Annotated in this window: 14 protein-coding genes; 8 read left to right on the top strand and 6 right to left on the bottom strand. The window is 40.3% G+C overall.

Translation table 11 applies throughout. The annotated features are described in order from the left end of the window. On the bottom strand, positions 1-125 hold a 125-nt coding region (locus tag RDO37_RS10880; protein WP_374045313.1), incomplete at its 3' end, for a MerR family DNA-binding transcriptional regulator. Between the two features lie 52 nt (positions 126-177). Continuing rightward, positions 178-3084: a DNA polymerase I gene (gene polA / locus RDO37_RS09700; protein WP_308498940.1), complete on the bottom strand. Its 2907-nt coding sequence runs from the start codon at positions 3082-3084 to the stop codon at positions 178-180. A gap of 1045 nt (positions 3085-4129) precedes the next feature. On the opposite strand from polA, the gene RDO37_RS09695 reads away from it, so the two are divergent. Beyond that, positions 4130-4780 carry a 7-cyano-7-deazaguanine/7-aminomethyl-7-deazaguanine transporter gene (locus RDO37_RS09695; RefSeq protein WP_303074990.1) on the top strand — a complete coding sequence of 217 codons (651 nt, stop codon included), beginning with the start codon at positions 4130-4132 and terminating at the stop codon, positions 4778-4780. A gap of 228 nt (positions 4781-5008) precedes the next feature. Here RDO37_RS09695 and RDO37_RS09690 read toward each other — a convergent pair whose 3' ends face one another. Next, positions 5009-8656: a DUF2813 domain-containing protein gene (locus tag RDO37_RS09690; RefSeq protein ID WP_308498939.1), complete on the bottom strand. Its 3648-nt coding sequence runs from the start codon at positions 8654-8656 to the stop codon at positions 5009-5011. Between the two features lie 736 nt (positions 8657-9392). Continuing rightward, a complete protein-coding gene (locus RDO37_RS09685) occupies positions 9393-10319 on the bottom strand; it encodes a YicC/YloC family endoribonuclease (protein ID WP_308498938.1) in 927 nt (308 codons plus the stop codon). Positions 10320-11030: 711 nt separating this feature from the next. On the opposite strand from RDO37_RS09685, the gene RDO37_RS09680 reads away from it, so the two are divergent. The 4 genes from RDO37_RS09680 to RDO37_RS09665 all read left to right on the top strand — a co-directional run bounded on the left by RDO37_RS09680 (position 11031) and on the right by RDO37_RS09665 (position 18529). Continuing rightward, positions 11031-12050 carry a D-alanine--D-alanine ligase gene (locus RDO37_RS09680; protein WP_308498937.1) on the top strand — a complete coding sequence of 340 codons (1020 nt, stop codon included), beginning with the start codon at positions 11031-11033 and terminating at the stop codon, positions 12048-12050. Positions 12051-12650: 600 nt separating this feature from the next. Further along, the gene (locus RDO37_RS09675; RefSeq protein ID WP_308498936.1) at positions 12651-14969 is read left to right on the top strand and encodes a phosphoethanolamine transferase; all 2319 of its coding nucleotides are present in this window, start codon (positions 12651-12653) and stop codon (positions 14967-14969) included. Between the two features lie 460 nt (positions 14970-15429). Next, positions 15430-17379 (top strand): ABC transporter transmembrane domain-containing protein, encoded by a 1950-nt coding sequence (locus RDO37_RS09670; RefSeq protein ID WP_308498935.1) that lies wholly within the window; start codon positions 15430-15432, stop codon positions 17377-17379. A gap of 424 nt (positions 17380-17803) precedes the next feature. Next, complete coding sequence (locus RDO37_RS09665; RefSeq protein WP_084281760.1) at positions 17804-18529, top strand: epoxyqueuosine reductase QueH; 726 nt, start codon at positions 17804-17806, stop codon at positions 18527-18529. Between the two features lie 120 nt (positions 18530-18649). Here the strand turns inward: RDO37_RS09665 and pyrE are convergent, their stop codons facing one another. After that, a complete protein-coding gene (gene pyrE / locus RDO37_RS09660; protein WP_027940237.1) occupies positions 18650-19291 on the bottom strand; it encodes an orotate phosphoribosyltransferase in 642 nt (213 codons plus the stop codon). A 273-nt stretch (positions 19292-19564) separates the two neighbouring features. Continuing rightward, positions 19565-20938: a cysteine--tRNA ligase gene (gene cysS / locus RDO37_RS09655; RefSeq protein WP_308498934.1), complete on the bottom strand. Its 1374-nt coding sequence runs from the start codon at positions 20936-20938 to the stop codon at positions 19565-19567. 83 nt (positions 20939-21021) lie between these two features. Between cysS and RDO37_RS09650 the strand changes: the two genes are divergently transcribed. The 3 genes from RDO37_RS09650 to RDO37_RS09640 all read left to right on the top strand — a co-directional run. Next, a complete protein-coding gene (locus RDO37_RS09650) occupies positions 21022-21525 on the top strand; it encodes a peptidylprolyl isomerase (protein WP_308498933.1) in 504 nt (167 codons plus the stop codon). Positions 21526-21648: 123 nt separating this feature from the next. Beyond that, positions 21649-22434 (top strand): UDP-2,3-diacylglucosamine diphosphatase, encoded by a 786-nt coding sequence (locus RDO37_RS09645; RefSeq protein WP_308498932.1) that lies wholly within the window; start codon positions 21649-21651, stop codon positions 22432-22434. Between the two features lie 449 nt (positions 22435-22883). Next, on the top strand, positions 22884-24791 hold a 1908-nt coding region (locus tag RDO37_RS09640; protein WP_308498931.1), incomplete at its 3' end, for a hypothetical protein.

Raw genomic sequence — 24791 nt, 5'->3', positions numbered from 1 at the left:
TCAAAATACCTATGTCCAGAAGGCAGGCGTTTACTAGCGATTTTACCTTCAGCCTCCCAACGTCGGATCGTAGCTGGGGTACGGCGTACCAATTTAGCAAATTGTCCAATCTTATATGTGCTCATAATAAATGCATATTAACACATTTATCTATATTTTTCAAAACTGTTAATTGCTCTAGTGAGCCTCAGCCCATGTATCTCCAACACCGATGCCAACCTTGAGCGGGACTTTAAGGGTATAAACATTCTCCATAATGGAGGTAACCTTTTGTGTAAAGTCCTTAACAAAGTCTTCTCGCACTTCAAAGAGTAGCTCATCATGCACTTGTAAGGTTAAACGCACAGCATCCTTTTCTAAGGTATCAATGTACTTTTGTACCTCGATCATGGCCTTTTTGATGATGTCAGCAGCACCACCTTGCATAGGAGCATTGATAGCGGCTCTTTCAGCAGCTCTAAGAGCAACGCCTGTACTCTTGATGCCCGGAATCATTACTCTAAAGCCAGAGAGAGTAGGGGTGTAACCTGTTTCTTTAGCCTCACTAATGATGCTTTCCATCAGCGACTTGATGCGTGGATAACGAGTAAAGTAAGTCTCGATGTAGGCCTTGGCCTCTTTAGAGGACATACCAGTTTGCTTAGCTAAGCCGTGAGAGGACATACCGTACATGAGACCAAAGTTGGTGGCCTTTGCATGGCTACGCTCATCATCGGTGATTTCATCAACACTCTTGCCAAGTACCTCTGATGCAGTGAAGCGGTGAATATCCAGATTGCTATTAAACGCACGAATAAGACCTGGATCATCTGAGAAGTGGGCAATAAGTCTTAACTCAATTTGTGAGTAGTCGGCAGAAACAAGCTTATAACCTTGCGGGGCGGTGAAGGCAGTACGAATTTGCTTGCCCTCTTTGCCTCGGGACGGGATATTTTGCAAGTTAGGATCAGAGCTTGATAATCGACCAGTTACAGTTCCTGCAAGGTTAAAGACAGTGTGAATACGGCCAGTACGCTTAGAGATATAGGTAGGCAGCTTATCAAGATAGGTTGAGATAAGCTTGCTTAAAGCACGATAACGCTGAATCAAGCCTACAATTTCAAACTCGTAGCTAATGTCGCTTAATACATCATCTGCAGTTGAGTAGGTAGGATTGCCATCTTTATCCATCTTAATGGACTTACGAGGATAAGGAATGCTTAAGTTCTCAAAGAGTATACGGCCAAGTTGTTTTGGCGAATTGATGTTAAAGGTCTCGCCTGCAATGTCATAGATGTCCCTCTCTAAAACATGCAGACTTGATTTTAAAGTACGTGACTGATTATTAAGCTCGGTACTATCTAAGTAAGCGCCTGAGCGCTCCATGAGATATAGAACTTCATTTACTTGGCAATCGAGCTCACAAAGTCTTGGACCATCTGCTAGCTCATTAATTTCATCCTTGAGCTTTTCATACAGACGGTAAGTAATATGGGCATTCTGACAGGCATAGTCTTTAAAAGTGCTGATGTCTAAGGATTGAATCGCATCAGACTTCTTGTCTTTTACATCATTAATCTCAAGCGGGGTATATTTTAAGTACTGCTCGCTCAGTAGTCTTAGATCAGCCTTTAAAGAAGAGTCGATAATATGAGACATAATGATAGGGTCAGCGCCTATGCCTTTTACCTCTATGCCATTAAAGAATAGGCATAGACGTGCCTCTTTGCTGTTAAAAGAAACTTTCTTAACCTTCTCGTCATTAAAGACTGGGCCGAGAACCTTTTTAATATCATCTAGCTTGAGCTGCTCTTGAGCCATTAAATAATTATGGCTTAGAGGAATGTAGTAGGCCTCTTGAGTACTACAGCACAAGGAGACGCCCACAATAATGGCATCGCTTGGCTGTACCTCATTGGTACAAACTTCAAAGGCAAAGTACTCAGCTTGTGTAAGCTTGTCTTTAATATCTTCAAGCTCACTTAAAGAATAGATAACCTTAAAGATATCTTTATAGTCATCAATATTTTCACGACGACGTGAAGAAGTGCCTGATAGTGCAGCATCATCTTTTAAAACTTGAGGGCCTAGGATATTAGATGTGTCGTCATTGCCGCTTGAGGAGCTCTCACCAATGATCATTTGCTCAGAGTTTTCAAGCATCTTAAGGGCATCTGCACCAGTGGCAGTAGTGCCCATAGTGCCAGAAAGACCTTCTGACTCTTTCTTTTTGATTTGCTCATCAGCAAAACGATGGAACTCTAAACGCTCAAACAGCTCGATTAGTGCGTCGTGATTGTCTTTAGGTAAAACAAGCTCATCAATTCCAATAGGAAGAGGCACATCAGTTTTGATGGTAGCAAGCTTGTAGCTAAGTTCAATATTGTCCCATTGCTCTAAGAAACGCTCTTTAAACGAAGCAGCTCCTCTGAATGACAGATTCTTAACTTCATCGATCTTCTCTTTAACTTCATAAATGCCGCCCATAGCATTTAATAGAGCGCTAGCTGTTTTATCGCCAACGCCTTTCATGCCTGGAATGTTGTCGGCACTATCGCCTTTTAAGGCGAGCAGATCGATGATGAGATGAGGAGGTACACCATACTTTTCGTACACCTGAGCAGCGTCGAAATGGATATTCTTCATCGTGTCTAAGAGCTCAATATCGTCATTAACGAGCTGAGCTAAGTCTTTATCACCTGTGCAAATAACGACTTTATATCCAAGCTTCACGGCCTCAAGCGCATAAGAGCCTAAAACATCATCAGCCTCAACACCAGGTACTGAAACAAGTGGGATGCCCAATGCTTTAACTAAGTTATTGACTGGCTCAATTTGTTTGCGCAGATCATCAGGCATCGGTGGACGAGTTGCCTTGTACTCAGTGTACATTTCATTGCGAAAACTTGGGCCTTTAGCGTCAAAGACAGCAATAACCTTTTGGTTTTTGAAATCGTTGAGGAGGCTGCGGAACATTCTGGTGATTAAAAATACCGCACCAGTTGGGAATCCATCTTTGGTTGAGAATGATTGGCGGGCTGCGAAGTAAGCGCGAAAGAGGAAGGATGATCCATCAATCAGGATCAATTGCTTGGAGTCAGACATAGTACTTTAGAGCCCTTGTGTTTAAATTCATCTCATGCCGATTGCTGATATCTCAACTACGGTCAAGATGCTAAGGCTCCAATATGCCTGTGTCATTACGCTTATTGCGATACAGAACTAATCGGCTCATTTCCCGATTGCACAATGTACGTAGTATGAGTTGCTTGCCTTAACCCATACCACTCTTGCACAGTCGGGAAACTAACTGTAACTACTTGCCTAAAAGCCTGACGTTCAGCGTCCTATACCCATGGCTTTGTAGACACATCATCCACAGCTATGTATATATTAGGATATGATGAGAAAAAATGAAACTTATCTGACGAAAAAAAACGATGAATGTTGCAAATTTCATCTGTTTATGGTGTAAAATCGCGGCACATCTAAACATAAGTTTAGATACCGGTACAAGTCGCAATCGCGACATCTTGGGTGGCAGACAAGAGTATCGGCCTCTTTGTAAGTCAGTATGTATGGCTATTGCGTTTAACTATCTAAGCACAGATAGTACAGGGCAATAGGCCTCTAATTCTGTAACTTAGTATCAGGACAGGCATGTTTTGCATGGTCTAGTCGATTGATAAAAACAATAGAGGCATCTGAAACATATAATCACATAAGACGCTCTAAGCGACGTTTCTCTTTTAAGTTGTAAAGCTTAATGTGTGCATTAATCAATGGTGTACAGTGGTTATTTTCAGATAAGATGCTTAAGTTGATGTAGCCGCTCAGGCCCTCCATCTTACTCTACATAGTGCTGCAAGAGTTATTTAGCAGTATCAGTCAATCGTACTTCTCCATGGCATCTAAGCTTGATGCACTTTTATAGAACATTCTAAGTCCCATCTTTGTTATTGCGTGCACTTTAGATAGCTGAAGTTATACATGCTGATAATTAAGCAGTGCTGTACTTGCTGCATGTCTCTACGAGAGAGTGCAACAATAGGCACCTTAACGCTAAGCGCCATGCTTTCACATTTTTAGATAAGCCATCTATTATGACTGAGCGTATAGAGTGGGAGTAGGCGGTATTTGAGTAATAATTATGTTGCAAAATAACTATCCATTACGTCGACTGTTCTTGCTGCACATCTTCATCATTGTTTTAAGTAACTACACCGTGCAGATTCCAATTACCATTTTTGGCATCGAAACTACCGTAGGTACTTTCACCTTCCCATTTGTCTTTGTAACTACTGACCTGACTGTACGTCTGTATGGCCCTCAATTAGCACGTAAAGTAATCTTTTTTGCTATGTTCCCAGCCTTAGTTGCATCGTATATCGTGGGCACTATTTTTGAGTTTGGTGAGTATCAGGGCTTTGCTGCCTTAGGCACTTTCTCAATCTTTGTATTCCGTATTGCAGCAGCATCTTTTGGTGCTTACCTTTTAGGTCAGATTACCGATATTCTCGTATTCCAAAGATTACGTAAGTTAAAGCAGTGGTGGGCCGCTCCGGCAGCATCATCAGTCTTTGGTAACCTGCTTGATACTTTTGCTTTCTTCTCCATTGCTTTCTACCAGTGTGTAGACCCATACATGGCAGCAAACTGGGTGTCTTTAGCTTGGGTTGATTATGCCGTTAAGCTGATCGTATGCCTGGCTATCTTTGTACCAATCTACGGTATGTTCTTAGCCTTCTTAGCTAAATACGTCTTTCGCCGTCCGTTAGGCGCCGAGGGTATCTTAAGCTAAGGCAAGATTCCAAAACGCTTCAAATAAAAAGCCCCAGTAAGCTACAAAGCTACCGGGGCTTTTTATTTTTCAATTTCTAAGGCGTTACCTATCCACCTAAACAGGGAATGCCTACACAAGCATAATCATCCTACATGCAAGCTATGGAGGTCACTGTCATCAAGTGCAAACATGCTTAAATGTATGCCTCCATTTACATTGTTATAGCCAAGGGGCCTGATGTTTTGGTTACTTTAGGTCAAACTGATGGCCTGTCATGCTATTAATTTGTCTGAACATGGTTTTAAACATGAGAGGGACGCTATCTTTACCGCGCTTTTGCATGGCTTCGCTAACTAAGATAGCCATGCCTGGTTTGGTCTTCTTTTTGATGGCGTGGTCGATGACCTTATTCATGTTTAAGCTTTGTCGCTGCAGTTCTTGTTCATTAAGAGCACCAAAGATAGCATTAGTAGCCTTGCCTGTAGAGCGCTCGTATTGCTTGACTCTATTATGGTCAAGTTCATTCATCATAACTTCATCGGCCATGGCTTTGATCTTAAGTAGCGCCTCCTTATTGTCATGTGCAGAGCTAGCAGACAAGAGCTCTGAAATATCAGCAGAGTCAGTATTAGCAGTGCTAGAATGACTGTCTTGAGCACTTGACGACTCATTTACTAAAGAGAGTGAGCTCTCATCGAGGTTTTGCTGAGCAAGATTTTGATCAAGTTCCTTATCAGTATAGGTAAGCTCTTGTTCCTCTTGATCTGCAATAGCTATTGGCTCTATGGTCGCCTCGTATGCCTTATTTTCTGTTGAGTAGGTCTCAGCCACTCCTTCATGTGCTTGTGCTACATATGAGGAGCTAGCTTTGTAATGTTGATGTGATTTTTGGCGTTCGAACTTTCTCAGGCGCGAGGCAAAGCGTTGTTTATTCGTGTTGGCAATACCTGAAAGAATGCCGCATACAGCCTTAATCGCTTTGAGCATACGACTTTGCTTAGCAGTAAAGTTATGCCCTGGACGAGGCATATCTTCAACTAATGATCGCAGATACTTATAGAGCATTTGCACATCATTAACTGTTAGGTCTTTGATATCAAAGACATGGGCATTCTTACCTTTGCCCTGTGTTTTGCCACGGTGAATCACGTTTTGCAGCAATTGCGTATGGTTGCCAAAGTTGACATTGGCAATGCTTGCAATAATGCTATCTAAATTATGGTTTTGTGGTGGACGAGGTCTATGGTTATTGTCTTGCTTAGGTACTGAGATGCTTCTTGAGACACTGGATGCCTTAGCGTTAGCATAGTGCTCCTTGCGATAAGGATCTGGGGATGCTTGCTCTAAGTTACTAGCAGCAGTATCTGCAATCTGCTCATAAGACTGACCGCCATTGGCCATAGCTATAATCTCGGCAAAACCGAGCTTATCCATAATAGACTGCATCTGTCTTTCAGAGACTTGTTTGGTAGTGATGCCAGCAGCTTTTTGATATACATCAGCAAAACCAGAAGCGTACAGATAGTGCTCGATATCCACATGCGGCATGACGGACAAGTGCTCTTTGAGGTGACGTGCTCCAGTAAACTCACGCACTGTAGAGGCATAGTGCTGTCCTGCCGTATCACCATCAGTTAAGACATGGAAAGCAATACCAAGCTGTCTAGCAAGCTTAATGAGTGGGGTAAGACCGCATTGAGCAAACTCAATGAGCTTGATGCCATTGCAGCCTAGGTTAATGCCAAGTACAGATGCTATTTCATTGAGCATCCAAACTTCAGTTTCACCTTCTACCAATATCCAACAACGTGCAAAAACAGATGCTGGGCGACTCATGCGCACATGGAAAGAGATCTTGCGTTCATCATCAGCACTGAAGGCTCTATCTCTAACTTTGTAACAACGTACGTCATAGTATTGTTTACACAGACGACGTAGATTGTGCAGTGATATAGCCGAAATCAGCTGTGACGAGTTGGTAGTTACGATCTTCTGAATAGGTAATACTTGCAGTATCGACCAGAAGTTGAGCAGTAAAGTAGGGTGGAAGCGGCTTTCAATATCTTCAAGGATCATAATTGGTCTGGCGTATTCGTCAAACTCTCTTTCTCCTTTAGACATTAATAAAGCTCCAGCAATGATCGAGAGCAAAAACTTTGTGCTCGATGGTTTGCTATCGGCGATGGCATTCTTTAACGAGCTAAGCGATGCTACTGAAACTGGATGACTAACAATCTCGCGAGCTGTGCGCGGGTGACTGTGCACAGTTTTGTTGTAAATCTGTGTAGAACTTTGATAGTTGGTTAAATACTTGGACGCAATAGTATTGAGGACAGTTAAAGCCTCATTTACCTCATTGGAAGTGAGACCGCCTTCCTCTTCGATGGAGGAGAACAGCTCAGAGATAGTCTGCCTCTCTTTTGAGGAGATTTCATCTTTAAGCTCGTCAAGACATGCCTGCCCTTTAACTGATGCACTAGCAGCAACAAAGGCTCCCTCATGATTGTTCATAAAGCCATGATTAGAACTATCCTTTGGCGCTTGTCCATTGCTATCTCTTATGGATTTAACTTGCGTTAGGCTAGCTTCTTGAGTTGCACTAGTGGAGGTAATTGAGCTATCTAGCGCATCACATGTCTGCGATGAAGCAGGATCGGATGTATGTTCTGATGAATTTGAAGATTGATTTAGCTCAGATGGATCATAACCAGGAACGATAACATCATCATATTCAGCGCCTTGCTCTTGGCATGAGCAAAAAGGATCATCGATGCGCTCTTTAGTGCTATTGAACATACGACGATCACGCATACGCAACAGTGGATTTAAGGTGATGAGATCGAATATAGCGTCTTTAGCTTTTTCGATAGTATTACCTTTGCCATCGAGAAGCTCATGCTTAGTAATAAAGCGTGTCTTAGGAATATAAGACTTACTATCGAGCTCTTGAGCTGTTTCATCACATTGTTCAGAGGCGCTGATTCTATAGTGGATGCAGGCTCGGCCATCTTCACTTTCATAAGCAACCGAGCGTAACTTCTCAAAGCGATCAATGCGATTTAGTACGCCATGGCTAGTCTCACAGAAGATAAGATCGATTACGATAGTGTCGGTATCTTCTTGATAGACATCAGAGCTGTAGAAATTTATATCTTCTTGAGCTGTGCGGCGAGCTTCATGATTAAGACTGTCTTCATCAGATAAGAAGTCTTTTGCATGTCTAATCATGTCTGCTGAGCTTTGACGGCGGACACAGTTATGCTGCTCTGAGCCTAGCTTATGGACTCGATAAGATAGCTCATTGAGGCTATTTTGGTTAGTTGCTTGAATAGTCTTATAAAGCTCATGGGTAACAACCGCCGAGATTTCTTGACGCTTGCCATCATCACTAGGAATGGCGTAGATAAGATATTTGTATTTCTTATCCTCAACCATTTTCACGTACTGAGCACGCTCATCTAAGTTAAAAATTAGCTTAACTGCTTGAGCAATTTGTCTCTCATTATTACTACTAGAATACTTAGCAGCAGTAGATGACTCTAAGTCATTACCGCTTGCATCTAAAGATGATTGAGATGCACGAGAGGCTGATATCTCCCCATCAACACTCAGACTAACATCCGCAGCATCGCTTGAAATAACGGTTGAGCTTGATGAACTATTCGGTGCTTTGTTGTCTTTATCAAAGTCGAGTTTAATTGGAACGTACAGATCATCAGAGGAAAATCGGCACAGTCGTTGTGAGCCGCAGCCTAAGATCATGAAAAGAGCGTACAGTAAGGAAGACTTACCCCAAGCATTCTCACCGATGAGCACCGAAGTGTCTTTTTCGAAATCTACACTAAGATGACGTATACCGCGAAAGTTGCGGATTTCAGCGCTTTGTAAGTACATACTCACCCCCATTTTCAGGCAGCCATAAGCTAACGTTACCATGTTTTGTAGGGGGCGGTAGGCCTTATCCAGTCAAATCTTGACAGCGATCAAGGTCAAAAGTTTTTACAACGAACAGAATAACAACTACTGTGTTTGCTTGCTAACAAGAGTCTAGCCTAAGCTTGAGCCAGTACCATCATTCATTGCCTATAATAAAAGTGCATTGACGCAATTAACATCAACAACATTCGCAGTATCTTCCTATCAGTTTGCATAAGGGGTTGCTAGCCTGTTTGTCCCTAAGAGGTGGGGGTTGCTAGCCTGTTTGTATTGAGTCTCAAGAGCCTTGTGGTAAGTATAGGTCTGATTGTTTTAGATGTTGCTAGCTTAAAACTTGAGAGACTTGGTAGTGAGCTTTATTAGTTGCAGTACTTTGCGTAGCTAAATTTAAACTTAGGCGTAGCGATAGCTTTAGTTTGATGTATTGGAATCTATAGCTAGCAAGACAAGAATTTTCGCTCTTCTTTCTAAGTCTTTTGCTTGAGGCTATGTGGTGGCACATGCTCGTATTTTGGAGACATGAGGGGCATTGTATTGTGAGCGAGCATGTCTCTTATAGTTTTTGGTTAAGCTAGAGAAAAGACAGCGCAAGATTAAATTGGCGCTTTTTACCAAGAGATTGCAAACTAAAAAGCCACTGCATAGCTTTTATCTAGGCAATGGCTTAGTAAGGAATGATCGCAGCTGTAGAGCTTTATTCAATATTCTGAATTTGCTCGCGCATTTGCTCAATGATTACTTTGAGCTCAACTGCTGTTTGAGTAAGCTCAAGATTGGAAGCCTTTGATGCGATAGTATTACTTTCACGCACGAGTTCTTGCATCATAAAATCAAGGCGCTTACCTGCAGGAGTATAGGCCTCTTGATTACCATCCCCATTGAGAATCTGTAACAGGCTTTGCAGATGACTTCTTAGGCGGTCGTGTTCTTCTGCTATATCTGCCCTTTGTGCCTGCAGAGCGACTTCATTTTCAAGACGCTCAGGGTCGAGTTCAATATCTAATTTTTCGATCTTGTCTTTGATGCGTTGGCGTTCTTGATCAACTAAATGATCAAGATTGTTTTTGACAACATATAAACGCTCAGAGACTAAAGTAATTTTCTCAAGCAAGATCTCTTTTAAGCGCTCGCCTTCAGCCATACGGTGCTGATCAAATGCTTCAATAGCTTTAGATAGACCTGCGATTAAACTATTGTCAAAGTCTGCGCGTATTTCTTGTGCGATCTCAATACTCTCTGAGCCACTTTGATTAGCTGATGAGAGAATGCCAGGCATGGTTGCTAAGGAAAGGAGATCTAAATTGCCAGAGGTTGTGATACTTGTACAAGCTTGATGTGCTTTTACCTCAGTGGCGATTTGCTGCAGAGCGTCTATAAGCTCATGCAGGTTTTGCTTATTTAAGGTAAAGCTGCTGTTCTTGTTATGGACAAGCTTGATATTTACATTGACAGAACCACGTTTGACACTTTCTTTGACTAATTTGACGCAATTAAGTTCACTTGCCCCAAGGTCAAAGTTAGAGGCCATGGATACATCGCAAAAGCGGCCATTGACAGCCTTGATGCTAATTTCTAAAAGACCTGCTGCACTCTCAATTGAAGTAGATGCATATCCTGTCATGCTTTTAATCGTGCTCATCTGTCCAAAACATCTCCATGTAATTCACTTACATTACCATAGCATGTAAAAGTCATCTTGAGCAAAACGCTGATGTTATGCAAGTGATAGATTGCGATAAGATGCATGTAATGCAAGTGCTAGATTGCGATACGATGATGTCACAAAAGTATCGGATTGTGATATTTGCGCCCATAAACTCAGCTGTTTAACTGAGAGACATATGTACTTGAAAGTACATAATGTATCAGAGCCTTGAGTGCCTAAACTATCCTTTTTGCCATTGCTGCTGTTACCACTTTTGTTTAACAGGCATTTAAGATCTGATTGAGTACTTTGTGACTTTTAAAACTCGGTAATAACGGCTAAGATCACATAGTTAATTGTTAATTAGATGGCTGATACGAGATCTAGCTGTTTTGTCAGTTAAACACTAGTTTTAATTCATCGCCGCTGTTGCTTTAGTTTTTAGCCTGCTAACAAAGAGAACTATCTGTCTTAGAGCCCCGCTCAACAAGTACAGTAGCTTCAATAGTGCTGCTAGATAAAGATGCTTATATTTTGATGCTTAAAGCTATTGATTAAAAAGGCAATGGCGCATTGTGGATGTGTACATATGCAGCTATATAGACTTATAAGCGTGCAAATTAGTGTTTTAGCCATAATTAGACAGCATACTTGGATGGGTCTTGTGGGCCTTTGTGACGGTTTACCATGGCAAAGAATATTCTTTTAATCGCCGGTGGCGATAGCTCTGAACATGAGATTTCAATCGTTTCTTCTGCTTACGTAGCAGAGAAGTTACGCTGCAATAGCGATTTTTACCTGCTAAGTGCAGTTTTGCATGATGGCAAGCTGCAGTTTGCCGATGGTGCTGTTGCTTACTTTGCGCTTAAGAATAACCTTATCGTTGAGCGTGTTGATGGCACACAAGAGAGCTATAAGATTGACTGCGTAGTACCATGTCTGCATGGCTTCCCAGGCGAGACTGGTGATCTGCAATCTATGTTAGAGCTCCATGATGTTCCATATATCGGTTGCAAAGCTGAGGCAAGCCGTAACTGCTTTAACAAAGTTACTACCAAGATGTATATGGATGCTTTAAGCATCGAGAATACCCCATCAACCTTCGTTAGCAATTGTGACGAGGCCTCTTTAAAGTGGGCCCATGATGCTTTCTCATCTTTAGGCGGTGATGTTTATGTAAAGGCAGCTAGCCAAGGCTCTTCTATTGGCTGCTACCATGTAACTGATAAAAGTGCGCTTGATAAAGCGATTAAGGATGCTTTAGAGCTGAGCGATTTAGCTTTAATTGAGAAGACCATTGAACATCGTGAGCTTGAGGTAGCTGCTTTTGAGTTTAAAGGCGAGCTACACGTAACTGAGCCAGGTGAGATCTTTATTCCTGATGACAAGTTCTATACTTACGAAGAAAAGTACTCAAACGACAGTCATTCTTCTACAACCATAGAAGCTCAGGATTTAAATCCAATGCAGCGTGAGATGATTAAGAGCATGGCTTTACGTGCATTTAAGGGTTTAAACCTACGTCACCTGTCTAGAATTGATTTCTTCTTGGCTAGTGATGGCAAGATTTATCTAAATGAGATTAATACTTTCCCAGGCATGACACCAATTTCCATGTTCCCTAAGTTAGTTGAGCACAATGGATTTAAGATGTCTGAATTCTTTGCAGACTGCATCTATAGTGCAATAGCTGAAAAGAGCATCTAGTAAATTTAAGGCACATAGTAAACAGAATAACTTAGGTAAACCTAACCTAAAACAAGGTGCTATGTGCTTTTGGTATGATTCCCCAAAAACTAGTAAATTAGTCATAATTTAAGCCTTTTGTCTTTAGTTAAACGCTTGGAAAAGCTCTTATCTAAGTACTTTTCTTTTAGTGCTAGGAATCATACCTTTTATCGAACATCAAAAAGCTGCCATCTTATAAAATTGCCTAAGGCCTTAAGTGGTCATGGTTTGGTGGTAGGCATAGTATCAATTATGAGGGCAGTGCTAGGCACAGTACTAGGCAATCTGTCTAACGCAAAATAAGAAAATATCACTTTCATCTAACTATGAGTGCATATAGGTTTTGCATTGCCGAAGTTCTCTTTTGTACGATCGTATTTAATTACTATTTTCTAGGAGTTTTAACGAAATAACTTTTGCCCAAGATCAAAGTATTGCTTTAGTGTTGGATATCACATGGCTAGAGTAAGCATTAGGTTTAGTTTGTCCTAACTATAAGAAAGGTTTATTTCGTTAAAATTTCTTATTAATCAAAATTTATTTTTGCCAAGAGCAATGTCTTTTTACTGATGTTTTAACATGCCGTTTTTCAAAAAAATAGTCCCTATTGCATTAGTGCTGCTTAATGCCTTAATTATCGGTTATTTTTCTTTAAAAATAACAGGTAGACAGTTACCTACTGATTTTGTTAGGCCTTTTTTGGTATCAATGCTATCTTGGTGGGCTATCTACATTTTATTAAAAGCTCAGTGTAAAAAGACAGCTATTGCTTGGACTGTAGTCTTAACGATTTTTCAATGTGTAACAGCAATTTCTTATAGCTATTACCAAAGCATTGATTCGTTCTTTACAGGTGATGACGTGGTAGCTATTGCCCAGTCAAATGTAGAAGAACTCTATGATTTTGCTGAGCATTATATTTTGAATACCGATACCCTGACCTATGGCACTTTATTAGTAGTTCTTAGTTTAATTACTTTAGGTTGCCTAGCTAAATTTGCAAAAGGTAAGGTATTACTTTTTAAAAAGACAGCTTTATTATTTTCTTTATTATTTATAGTTGCCTCATCAGTAATTGTCACTCAATTAAGACCAGTAAAATACTATCGTTTAATGGTTTCTGATTTAGAAAATAAGATTGCTTCATTTCATGAGATTACAGCCAAGCTTGAGAGTGGTTCTGTTTCTAATGCCAAAAAAGAAGGTACAGGAGAGCTCTACGTGCTCGTGATTGGAGAGTCTTTAAGTCGTGATAATATGGGTGTTTACAACCATTCAATCGACAATACCCCATTCTTATCTGACTTAGCCGCAAAAGATAATAACATTCTGTTTAACAATGCTTATTCGTCATTTGTTAATACTGTTCCATCTGTTACAGCTTCTTTTTCACAAGGAAACATCCATACTGGTTTAACCTTTCCTCAAGGTGAAAACTTGATTTCCATGGCTAAGAAGAGCGGTATTAAAACTCATTGGATCTCAAACCAAGTAAAAAATGGTAATGCAGATACTCCTATCGGTGCAATTTCAAGCCTAGCTGATATTTCTTTCTTTACCACTAACTATGTTTTTGATGGCTCTTATTCTCAAAAGCCTGATATGGTATTAATTCCTCACTTAGAAAAACTTAGTCAGGAATTAGATAGCTCTAAGAATAATTTTGTAATTGTTCATATTATGGGTAATCACTCACCATACTATAATCGTGTGCCAAGTGACTATCCTAAAATCAAGATCAATAAATCGTCTCAAATTGGCAGATTGGTATTAGACGCAGAGCTCTTTAGTACTACCTTTAATGAGGCTACTAATTATGATCATTACTTAACTGCTGTGAAATATAATGACGAGTTCATGGCTAAGTTATATGATATTTTTGCAAATCGTCCAGATTTTCAAGCCTTTGTCTATTACTCAGACCATGCTGAAGCAGTGCACTATGTAGGTGTACTAGATGAGAAAGCCAAGAGCGCCCCTGTAGGTCGTCACAATGTAGCTCAATTCTCCTATGCAATGAGTAGAATTCCTTTCATTGTCAATGTGTCAGATAGTTTTAAGAGTAAATATTCATCCACCTTTAATGCTTTAAATGACAATAAAAATGCAATCGTAACTAACGATACCCTTTACGATTTTATGCTTGATTTAATGCAAGTTAAAAGTGAGGCTATTAATTACAAACTATCTGCTGCTAATCCTGAATTTGACATGGGCAATGTAGATGGCATTAAGTTATTATCTGATAAGCAAGTATCTTTAGACCCAGAGTATATTGCTAATGTTACTGCATGTGATCCAATTGTAGATCGTATCTTTATTAGAAGTTCTAATGCTTTATTTAAGGCTAATAGTCTGTTAGCTAAAGGTTATAAAGGCCTGCATATTAATACTATAGTTAAGGACAATAAACTTTATGTAAAAGCTTTATCTAAGTTTAATGATGACTTTATTGGCGTTGATGAATATCTAAAAGAGCTTTCTAATCAGGATGCAACAGTCTTAGTATCTTTGGATAAAGATGTAAATGCTGATCTGTTAAAGCCATACTTATCAGATAAGCGTGTTGTCTTCTTTGTGCAGGATAAAGAACAATATGTAGTGCTTAAAAATTCTGGTTGTGAAAATTTAGTATTGCAAGCTGACGCAAATATGCTAGAGGGGCTTGATATTAAAACTTACACCAAGATTTGTGTTGACTATACTCTGTTCAAAGCTAATCTTGTTAAGCTCCAACCTTGGCTTGATAGTGCCAAAGAGCACAATATAGATGCTCTTTATATCATCTCCAATGAGCTTAGTGTTCAAGAGAAAAATGCGGTTGATACATTAAAGGCTGTACCAGATTTTATTAAATTAATTGTTAACTATGACAACGCCTTTAACTCAGACTTTTAAGCTGTTGTCTGCTTTTTACAACATCACCAAGCTATATGTTGATAGCTTGTATAATCTAAAAGGCCCTTCATATACCTAAGGGACTTTTTAAATATAATCATTTCCATGATCAAGCTGTTATCGTAGAGTACTGTGTCCTATCTTAAATAAGATGTTTAAGGACTAATGCTTAGGTTGTAAGTTTGTTTCAAGACTTAGCAAGAGGCATTGGTTTTTAGTTTGTATGGTCCTTTACTTTTGTCGTACTTATAATGTTGTAAGACTCTGCCTCAAGTTTGGTTTCAAGCTGATTTAAAGGGCACTATCCGATTGATCATGGGAGTTTTACAAATAAGGAATTGTGAATAAATAATTTTATCGATTGCATTATGGCAACGACTCAGCATGTCAGGTAATTTAATGTTTGCTAAGTTATGTTATTTATTCAAAGTTCCTATGCGCATTGTCTCTCGAGGTAAATATGAGCGATAAGATTGACCCAAAAGACAAGCAGCAGGTAGCTGACGACTTAAAATTGAAAAATGATTGCGCTCAAGAGCAAACTTCTAATGTAAGTGATGATCTTAAGCATGAGCAAGAAGTGGCTAGAGAAGCTGCAAAAGCACAATACCACCCATTAATTTTAAGTGATTTATCTAGCCAAAAGTCCACCTCATTTTGGCGAGGCTATAAGCTGTTTTGGCCATTTTTAAAGCCTTATTGGGTATTGGCATTAGTTGGTGTGCTGCTTACTATTCCAGTAGGTGCTCTTGATGCTGTCATTGCGTTATTCTTAAAGCCTTTTACCGATAATGTCATGGTAAATCAGCAGGTAGAGGCCGCATACTATGTGCCTATAGTCATCATTGGATTTACTATAGTACAGGGTCTTTTTATCTACGCTTCTTCCTTGGTAAATAGCTATGTAGGTGGCGCGATTAATTTACTGATTAGAGCCAAGCTATACGATAAGCTCTTATCCTTTGATAGTCGCTTTTATGATGCCAATAACTCGGGATCTGTAATTCTTCGTTTCTTTAATGATGCTGAATGTGCTTCAAGTGGTTTGATATCCAATATGAAGCTATTTTTAACTAAATTTTTCTCATCATTATCTTTAGTTGGCGTTTTACTTTATAACTCATGGCAGCTTACTATTGTCGCTATTGGTGTGGTTTGTTTCCTCATTCTGCCAATGCGCATTGTTCGTAAGCGAGTAAAGGGCATTGTAAATAAATCGGTATCTGCCTCTACAGGCATGATTACCTTATATAACGAGACCACTCAAGGTTCAAAAGTTATTAAGAGCTTTAATTTAAAGCAATATATGTATGCTCGCTTTTATGAGCAGGCCGACTTCTTATTTAAGATGAGTGTAAAGCTGGTTAGAGATACTAATTGGCTTTCCCCTGTAATGCATTTTGTTAGCTCTTTAGGTGTGGGTGCTGTTTTATACTTTGGCGTAGATATGATTATCAAGGGACAAATTACCTCAGGTGAATTTGTGTCCTTTTTGGCTGCGTTAATCATGCTCTATACACCGCTTAAGAGTATTGGCAATAACTATATTCAAGTTCAAAGTGCTTTATTAGCTTTAGACCGTATTAATGACTTGCTTGAGTATGAATCATTTGAAAGTGGCAAAAATGAGGGCGACAAAAAGCTCGATGGCATTAAAGAAAGCATTGAGTTTTCTCATGTAGCTTTTTCTTATACAGGGCAGGTTGATGTCTTAAAAGACATTAACTTTAAGGTCAAAGTAGGCCAAAAAGTAGCGCTGGTTGGTAATTCAGGAGGCGGTAAAAGTACGATATGTTCTTTAATTACTCGTCTTTATGAAATTAAGTCAGGTACTATTTTAATTGATGGTATTGATATTAAAGATTACTCCATTGAGTCTTTAAGAAGCCAGGTAGCATTTGTCTTTCAGGATAATTTCCTTTTTGCAGGAACCATTAGACAAAATATCTTATTTGGTAAATCAGATGCCACTGAAGAAGAGATCAATAGTGCGCTTAAAAGTGCTTATTTAGATGAGTTTGTTGCTTCTTTAAAAGATGGCCTAGACACTTATATTGGTGAGCGTGGCGTTTCATTGTCAGGTGGCCAAAAGCAGCGTTTAGCCATTGCTAGAGCCATTATCCGCAATGCGCCATTAGTTATCTTAGATGAGGCTACTTCCGCTTTAGATAATCGCTCAGAGAAGGTAGTGCAAAAAGCCTTAGATGAGCTCATGAAGGGCCGTACCACTTTAGTTATCGCCCATAGACTGTCAACCATTCGTGATGCTGATGTCATCATGGTCGTTAATGACGGCTATATTGTCGAAAAGGGCAATCACGATACGCTGCTCGCTCAAAACGGCGCTTATGCTACCCTTTACAACTCACAGTTCAAGCCTAAAGAACAAGAGGAGGCTGATAACGACTAATGAGTGGAGGTTGATGCTCTTATTTCTGGAGCAATTAACAGTTGATTATTAGTTTTGTATGAGCATGGCTAAATATAGTTTTAGCCATCACTAGACCTAGAACTTTGACGTTTTTTATCGTCATAGGCCTAAATATTGGCTAAACGCTATATCATAAGTGCTCATTTAACTTTAACAGTACCAACACATAAGCCTTAATGACCAACTACCACTGGTCAAGTCATATGGCTCATACTAAATTAAGAGATACCCCACCTAGAGCCTAGATCGAAGGCTTATAGATAACATGGGGATATTCAAACAAAGCATTTATTGCATTGTAGGTTTTAGTCTTCAAGTATAGATGTCTATATGTAAGAGCATTGTGCATTGCTTGTTAAAGTGTTTGATTTTGGGTTTTTTGTGAATACGAGGATTACAGGGTATGCCTTTAACTTTACCTGAGGATTTTGGAAACACTCCTAAGCGTGAGCTGAAGATCCCTGAGGGCATGAACAAGCTATTAATGCAGGTGTGCTGTGCACCTTGCTGTGGTGCAGTACTTGAGTGTTTTAAGTATCACAACATTAGCCCAACTTTGTTCTTCTATAACCCAAATATTCATCCTCGCAATGAGTATGAAAAGCGTCGTGATGAGTTAATTGAGCTAGCTAAGCTGCTTGGCTTTGATTACATCATCCCTGAGTATGACCCAAAGCCATGGTTTGCTAAGGTTAAAGGGCTTGAAAAAGAGCCAGAGCGCGGTGCTCGCTGTTCTGTATGTTTTGGCGATCGCATGCTTGCAACTGCTATGTATGCAAAGCAGCATGGTTTTAGCCATTTCACTACCACATTAGCAACTAGCCGCTGGAAGAACAAAAAGCAGGTGGATGCAGCTGGTATCGCAGCTCAAGAGGCCACTGGTGTACCATACTGGAGTGAGGATTGGCGTCGCGAGGGATTAGTTACCCGCCGTTATGAGCTTGTTAAGGAGTTTAACTTCTACAATCAGCTCTATTGTGGTTGCATCTACTCACGCGATAATAATGCTACTAGAACAGCTGATGCTGCTATTAAGAGCATCAAAGGCCCTGCTACTAAGGACATTTCCATGTCAGCAACAGCAATGGGCGAATCCTGCTCTTGCAGTGAAGATATGTGTCACTGCTAAAGGCTAGTAGTCCTTAAAAACAATCTAAAAGGTAACTATTGTTTAATTAAAAAAGGCTCCATCAGGAGCCCTTTTTAATGATGCTAGCTATGCTCTTATGCACAGTACAGTATGGGGCTGTTATGCGCCGTACTGTTCACGATAGGCGAGCATATCGTCAAGGTGAGCACTTAATTCCTTATCATTCTCGATGTAGGTAACAAGATCATCGAAAGATACGATAGAAACAATCTCAATTCCTAAGGTGCGCTTTGCCTCATCAATAGCGCTCTCATCGCCTTGTCCTTTTTCCTTACGGTTAAGGGCAATTAAAGCAGCCTTAAAGTTAGCGCCGTTAGCCTTAATGATGGCATCTGACTCACGGATTGCAGTACCTGCAGTAATTACATCGTCGATGAGCATGATGTCACCTTTGAGTGGTGAGCCTACTAAATTACCGCCTTCACCATGATCCTTGGCCTCTTTACGGTTAAAGCACCATGGAGTATTGATCTTATGCTCATTGCTAAGAGCCATAGCAGTAGCGCAGGCAAGTGGAATGCCCTTGTAGGCAGGTCCAAAAAGCACATCAAACTTAATCTTGCTATCTACTAATGCATGAGCGTAGCAAGAACCTAAGGTGTAGAGATCCTCACCGGTGCAAAAACCGCCAGCGTTAAAGAAATAAGGGCTTTGACGGCCTGACTTTAAGGTGAAGCTGCCGAACTTAAGCACGCCACGATTTAAGGCAAGCTCAATAAATCTGCGCTGATAGTCTTGCATTGCGGATCTCCGTTGTAATAGCACTACTAGATTGGTGCGGATAACAATAATTAGCTATTAAGCAAGTGCACCAAAGTACATGCATTATAAGGCAATTGCATGCTGCATGCAGCTTAAAATACGACAGCGCTTACAAATTAAAAATTCATTATTTACTAGTAAAGGTAGGTACGAAAGCTAAATAAGTACGCATAAAACAAAACAAGCAAGGCATGCATTGCATGCCTTGCTTGTAAAAGATGTTTCTAAGCGTGTTGCGAGCTATTCAAATCCTTAGGCACGACGCCAGGTGGTGCCGTTAGGACCATCCTCAAGCACAACACCCATTTCAGTAAGTTTATTTCTAGCAGCATCTGCAGCAGCAAAGTCCTTATTTGCACGAGCAGCGCGACGCTCTTCAATGAGGCTTTCAATTAAAGCTACATCATCGTCTGCACCATCGCTCTGACCTTGCAGGAACTTTACAGGCTCTTGAGTGAGTAATCCTAAGACATCAGCAAGCTCAAGCAGGCGTCCTGCGAGGCCTTCTGCCTCGGTTCCTGATGAGGTGTTAACAGCCTTAGCAAGGTCAAATAGAACTGAGAGTGCTCCTGGAGTGTTGAAGTCATCATCCATGAACTTAGTGAAGCGCTCAACATATTCCTCACCACCACTTGCAGGGCCTGCTTTAACATCGCGAAGTGCAGTGTAAAGTCTTGCAAGAGAGGCACGGGCATTATCAAGATTGTCTTGAGAGTAGTTAAGAGGGCTGCGGTACTGAGCTGAGATTAAGAAATAGCGCACAGTCTCCGCATCGTACTGCTTGAGCACATCACGAATGGTGAAGAAGTTGCCTAAGGATTTAGACATCTTTTCATCATTAATCATGACCATGCCAGAGTGCAGCCAGTAGTTAACGTACTTAGTATCGAAAGCACAGCAGCTTTGGGCAATTTCGTTCTCATGGTGAGGGAAAATTAAGTCAGAACCGCCGCCATGAATATCAAAATGTTGTCCTAGAACTTTAGAGTTCATGGCAGAACACTCAATATGCCAGCCAGGACGGCCATTACCCCATGGTGACTCCCAGAAAGGCTCGCCCTCTTTTGCCATCTTCCAGAGAACAAAGTCAAATGGATTACGCTTGGTCTTTTCGACCTCAACACGAGAACCAGCTTCAAGCTCTTCAAGCTTTTGACCGGACAGACGACCATAGTTCTTGAATGCATCAATAGCAAACATAACATCGCCATTGCCTGCAACATAAGCAAAGCCCTTTTTGATCAGTCTTTCGACTAATGCAATAATCTCAGGGATGTTGTCAGTGGCTCGTGGTTCTACATCTGGGCGGGCGATGTTAAGACGGTCAAAGTCTTCGTACATCTTAGTAATGAACTCTTCGGAAAGTTCTTTGGCGCTCACACCCTTTTCGTTAGCACGCTTAATGATCTTGTCATCAATGTCAGTGATGTTACGAACGTACTTAACTTTAAAACCACGATAGCGCAGATAGCGGACAATCATGTCGAAACTTACGAAAGTTCTAGCATGACCAATATGACAAAAGTCATATACAGTAACGCCGCACACATACATACCTAATTCGCCTGGAGTGATTGGAACGAGGTCCTCTTTTTGACGAGTGATGGTATTGTGAATCTGTATCATTTTTCTGTCTCTTAGTTTTTGCTATTGTGGTACATTACAATCATAATAAATGAAACCTTAATTCTATCAAGCAAGGGATACAAATGGTAATCTTAAAGACAAACAAAGGTGATATTGTTATCGAATTAAACACCGAGAAGGCCCCAATCACCTGTGAGAACTTCTTAACTTATGTTAAGAACGGCCACTACAACGGCACCATCTTCCACCGTGTTATCAAGGGCTTTATGATCCAGGGCGGCGGTATGACCCCTGAGATGGATCAAAAGAAAACTCTTGCTCCAATCAAGAACGAAGCTGACAACGGTCTGAAGAACGATGCCTTCACTATTGCAATGGCAAGAACTAACGACCCTCACTCAGCTACTAGCCAGTTCTTTATCAACACCGTTGATAACGAATTCCTTAACTACAATGGTGATAACCACGAGTGGGGCTACTGCGTATTTGGTAAAGTTGTAAAGGGCGAAGACGTAGTTGCCGAGATTGAGAAGGTTAAGACTGACAACCGCTCTTTCTACCCACACCGTGACGTTCCAGCTGAGCCAATCATCATCGAAAGCGCTGAAGAGATTGACTCCATCTAATGCTACGTAGCTAAGCATGCACTAGCATGCTATCTACATAACGTCACAAGGTCTGCCTATGCATATGTCAAAATATGTAGGCAGACCTTATTTTTATCTAAATATTAATTAGGAGAGTTCTCTTTGGCTGCTTTCTTTATAGCTGATCTGCATTTATCTGTGGTTTGCCCAGAACTAGTACATACATTTGAAAAGTTTGCAGATGAGCTTAAAGATGGCGATGAGCTCTATATACTTGGCGACTTATTTAACTACTTTGTTGGCATTGACGAGCACGACCAAGCTCAAGTAGCAGTTAAACAAAGCCTCGAGAGTGCAAGAGCACGTGGTGTAACTACATATTTTGTGCATGGTAATCGGGATTTTTTAATTAATAAGGCAGATGCTCGAAAGCTCAATATGACATTGCTTGAAGATCATGTCCTAATAAATAAATCAAATACCCTAATTCTCGCTACCCACGGGGACTCATTTTGCACTAACGATCTTGCGTATCAGAAATACGCTAAAACCGTCAGCAATCCTCTTTACCAGTTCATTTTCCGTTGCCTACCAATGTCATTAAGAAGAAATATAGGTCAACGCATTCGTAATAAAAGCAAAGAAATGAACTACCAAAGACGCGATCCCAATATCTACGGCATCGTTGTCGCCTCAGTTTCCGAAACTTTCACCAGCAAGCTAAATATCTTTAACCAAAAGCACCAAATCTTATCCGAAGCTGGGCAAATTAATCCGCCTCATAAAATTGTTGTGCACGGCCACATCCACGATTTTTCTCAATTCAACCATGAATCCGTCGCTTACGATACCCGCTATGTCCTCGGTGCCTGGGGCAAAAACTATAGCTACCTTAAGCTAGACGATAATGGTGATATTTCCTTTGTTGAAATACCTTTAGAGTCCTAAGTCCCTCAAGCTACGTTAGCTTTATTTTTATTTAAACAAAAAAGTTAAATACTAAGACACAACCTAAATCGTGCTAAAGACTATAATTGTTATAGTTAAATTAATAAAGCTCTACATGTTTTGATATTGACTGTTTATGTTTAAATATAATAATAACTAAAGACGTACAGCGATTATTTATTGAAACTAAAAGAAGATAGTATAGGTAATTAAGTAATAGCTGCAGCATGGGGGATACATTACATGTGCATTGGTCTGTATATAAAAACCGTTTGCTATTTACTGTGAACTAGTTACGCATTTAATTTAAAACACATGCTATATTTTCAACACTTTGCTCGTATAATTTAATATACTTTAAGTGTAGTGTTTGTTTTGTATTATGTAGTTGTGTATTTTTAGTATTTAATAAGATATGCACCTGCCTAAGTAGTTTGCAACGAGGTTATATGCGCCAGTTAATTGCAAAGCCTGTAGTAGTTAAAGTACCTGAATTTGCCAAAGTAAACCTGCTAGGCGATGTTTCAGTTGATTTACAAGATCCGCTCAATGGTAATATTCGCAATTGTATTGTGGGACAATATTTAGAAGAAGGTACAATACTACTTAATGGCAGTAAAGCTTGGAGCCTCAAGTGCAATCAGCTTAATAAAGTGATTGATACTGTTGATAACTATTCGGTGCGTACAATTGGTGTCTACGCGGCACTGCTACAAATGTTAAAAAATAATGGTGCATACTCAAATCTGCAGCAAGCATTTGGTATAGAACAGGCTAACAAACTCTTAGATTTTGCAGCATACTTAACCATATCTGACTACGCAAAATACGACTCTTTTGATGAGTATTTAGATTTTAATGCCTCTTTTGCAACTAGTGCAATTTCAAAAGCTGATATTGCAGATGTTTTAAATGAAATTAATGCCGATAAGTTAAATGAGTTTTCATTTAGTAACTTAAAACAATTATCTATTACAGACAATGCTTCTCTCTACTTAGTTGCAGTTGAGTATACAAACACTCAGGAAGATGCTGAAAGCGCTTCTTTAAAAGTTGACACTGCTGCCGATATAAGTGAGGTATTTTATTCAAATTTATCTAGCGATGATAACAATGAGTCAAGCTTTATCAAGAGTGACAATTTAGAACTCAATAATAGTCACTCAATTTTAAAAGACTCTGCTGAAACCTGTAGTGTATGCATATATGTTGTGGCTTCCTCAAACGAGTTATGTTCTAGAGAGAGCGAACGTTCAAAGATTGTATCTGCATTTACTTTTGAAGGTGACAAAGAGAGCTTAAGCGCAGGCCTCGGTTCTATTTATGATTTATTAAATGAACAAGAGTTAAAGCCAACTCTATTAAGATTACATGCAAATAATTCTGCATCTCTTCTACGAAATTGGGCAGAAGAGAGAAATATTTGCTGTTCAGAAATTAATAAAGAAGAGCTTGGAGTAGTAGATTCCCTATCTACACGCGAAGCTAATATAGTTTGCAGATTAGCTAGCCCATATTTTGAACCAACTGACATATATGATCTGCAAAAGCAATACTATGCAATTGCATTATGGACTTACCTTAAGTCACTGCTTTGTTATGAGCTAAAGTCATATGCAGATGTCTGCAATATCAACACAGAGGATTTGATTGCAGAGCTATTTAAAGTAAGGGCCTTTAAAGAGGTTAATGAAACTAACTATCAGTTAGTACGTTTTAGTGTATTTAGATCAGCTCAGCGTCTTTTATATAGCATTGGTGTGTCTTCAGAGGCCTTAGTGCGGATCACTAATGAGATCTCTCTTATCGCAGAAGGTAATGAGTTGCCAAGCGAACGTACTATTCTTGCTTTTGATCCACACCTAGAGCTTGAGTCATTAACTCCAACTCAAAACTCCTCTGCCACTCCAGAAAAGCGTGGTCGTGGCCGTCCAAAGGGCAGCAAGAACAAGGCTACCCTTGCAAAAGAGCAAGCCGCACAAAAGCAGCAAACTGCATCATCTGCAACTGCAAAGCGTGGTCGTGGCCGTCCAAAGGGCAGCAAGAACAAGGCTACCCTTGCAAACCAGAATGAAGCACAAAAGCAGCAAACTGCGTCTGCAGCAAACGAAAAGCGTGGTCGTGGCCGTCCAAAGGGCAGCGAGAACAAGGCTACTCTTGCAAAAGAGCAAGCAGCACAAAAGCAGCAAACTGCATCTGCAGCAACTGAAAAGCGTGGTCGTGGCCGTCCAAAGGGCAGCAAAAACAAGGCTACACTTGCAAACGAGCAGGCAGCACAGAAGCAGCTATCGGCATCTGCAGTAACTGAAAAGCGTGGTCGTGGTCGTCCAAAGGGCAGCAAAAACAAGGCTACGCTT

The organism is uncultured Anaerobiospirillum sp. (genome assembly GCF_902485895.1).
GTDB classification, from domain to species: domain Bacteria; phylum Pseudomonadota; class Gammaproteobacteria; order Enterobacterales; family Succinivibrionaceae; genus Anaerobiospirillum; species Anaerobiospirillum succiniciproducens.
This window is presented reverse-complemented; position numbering and strand designations above follow the sequence as displayed.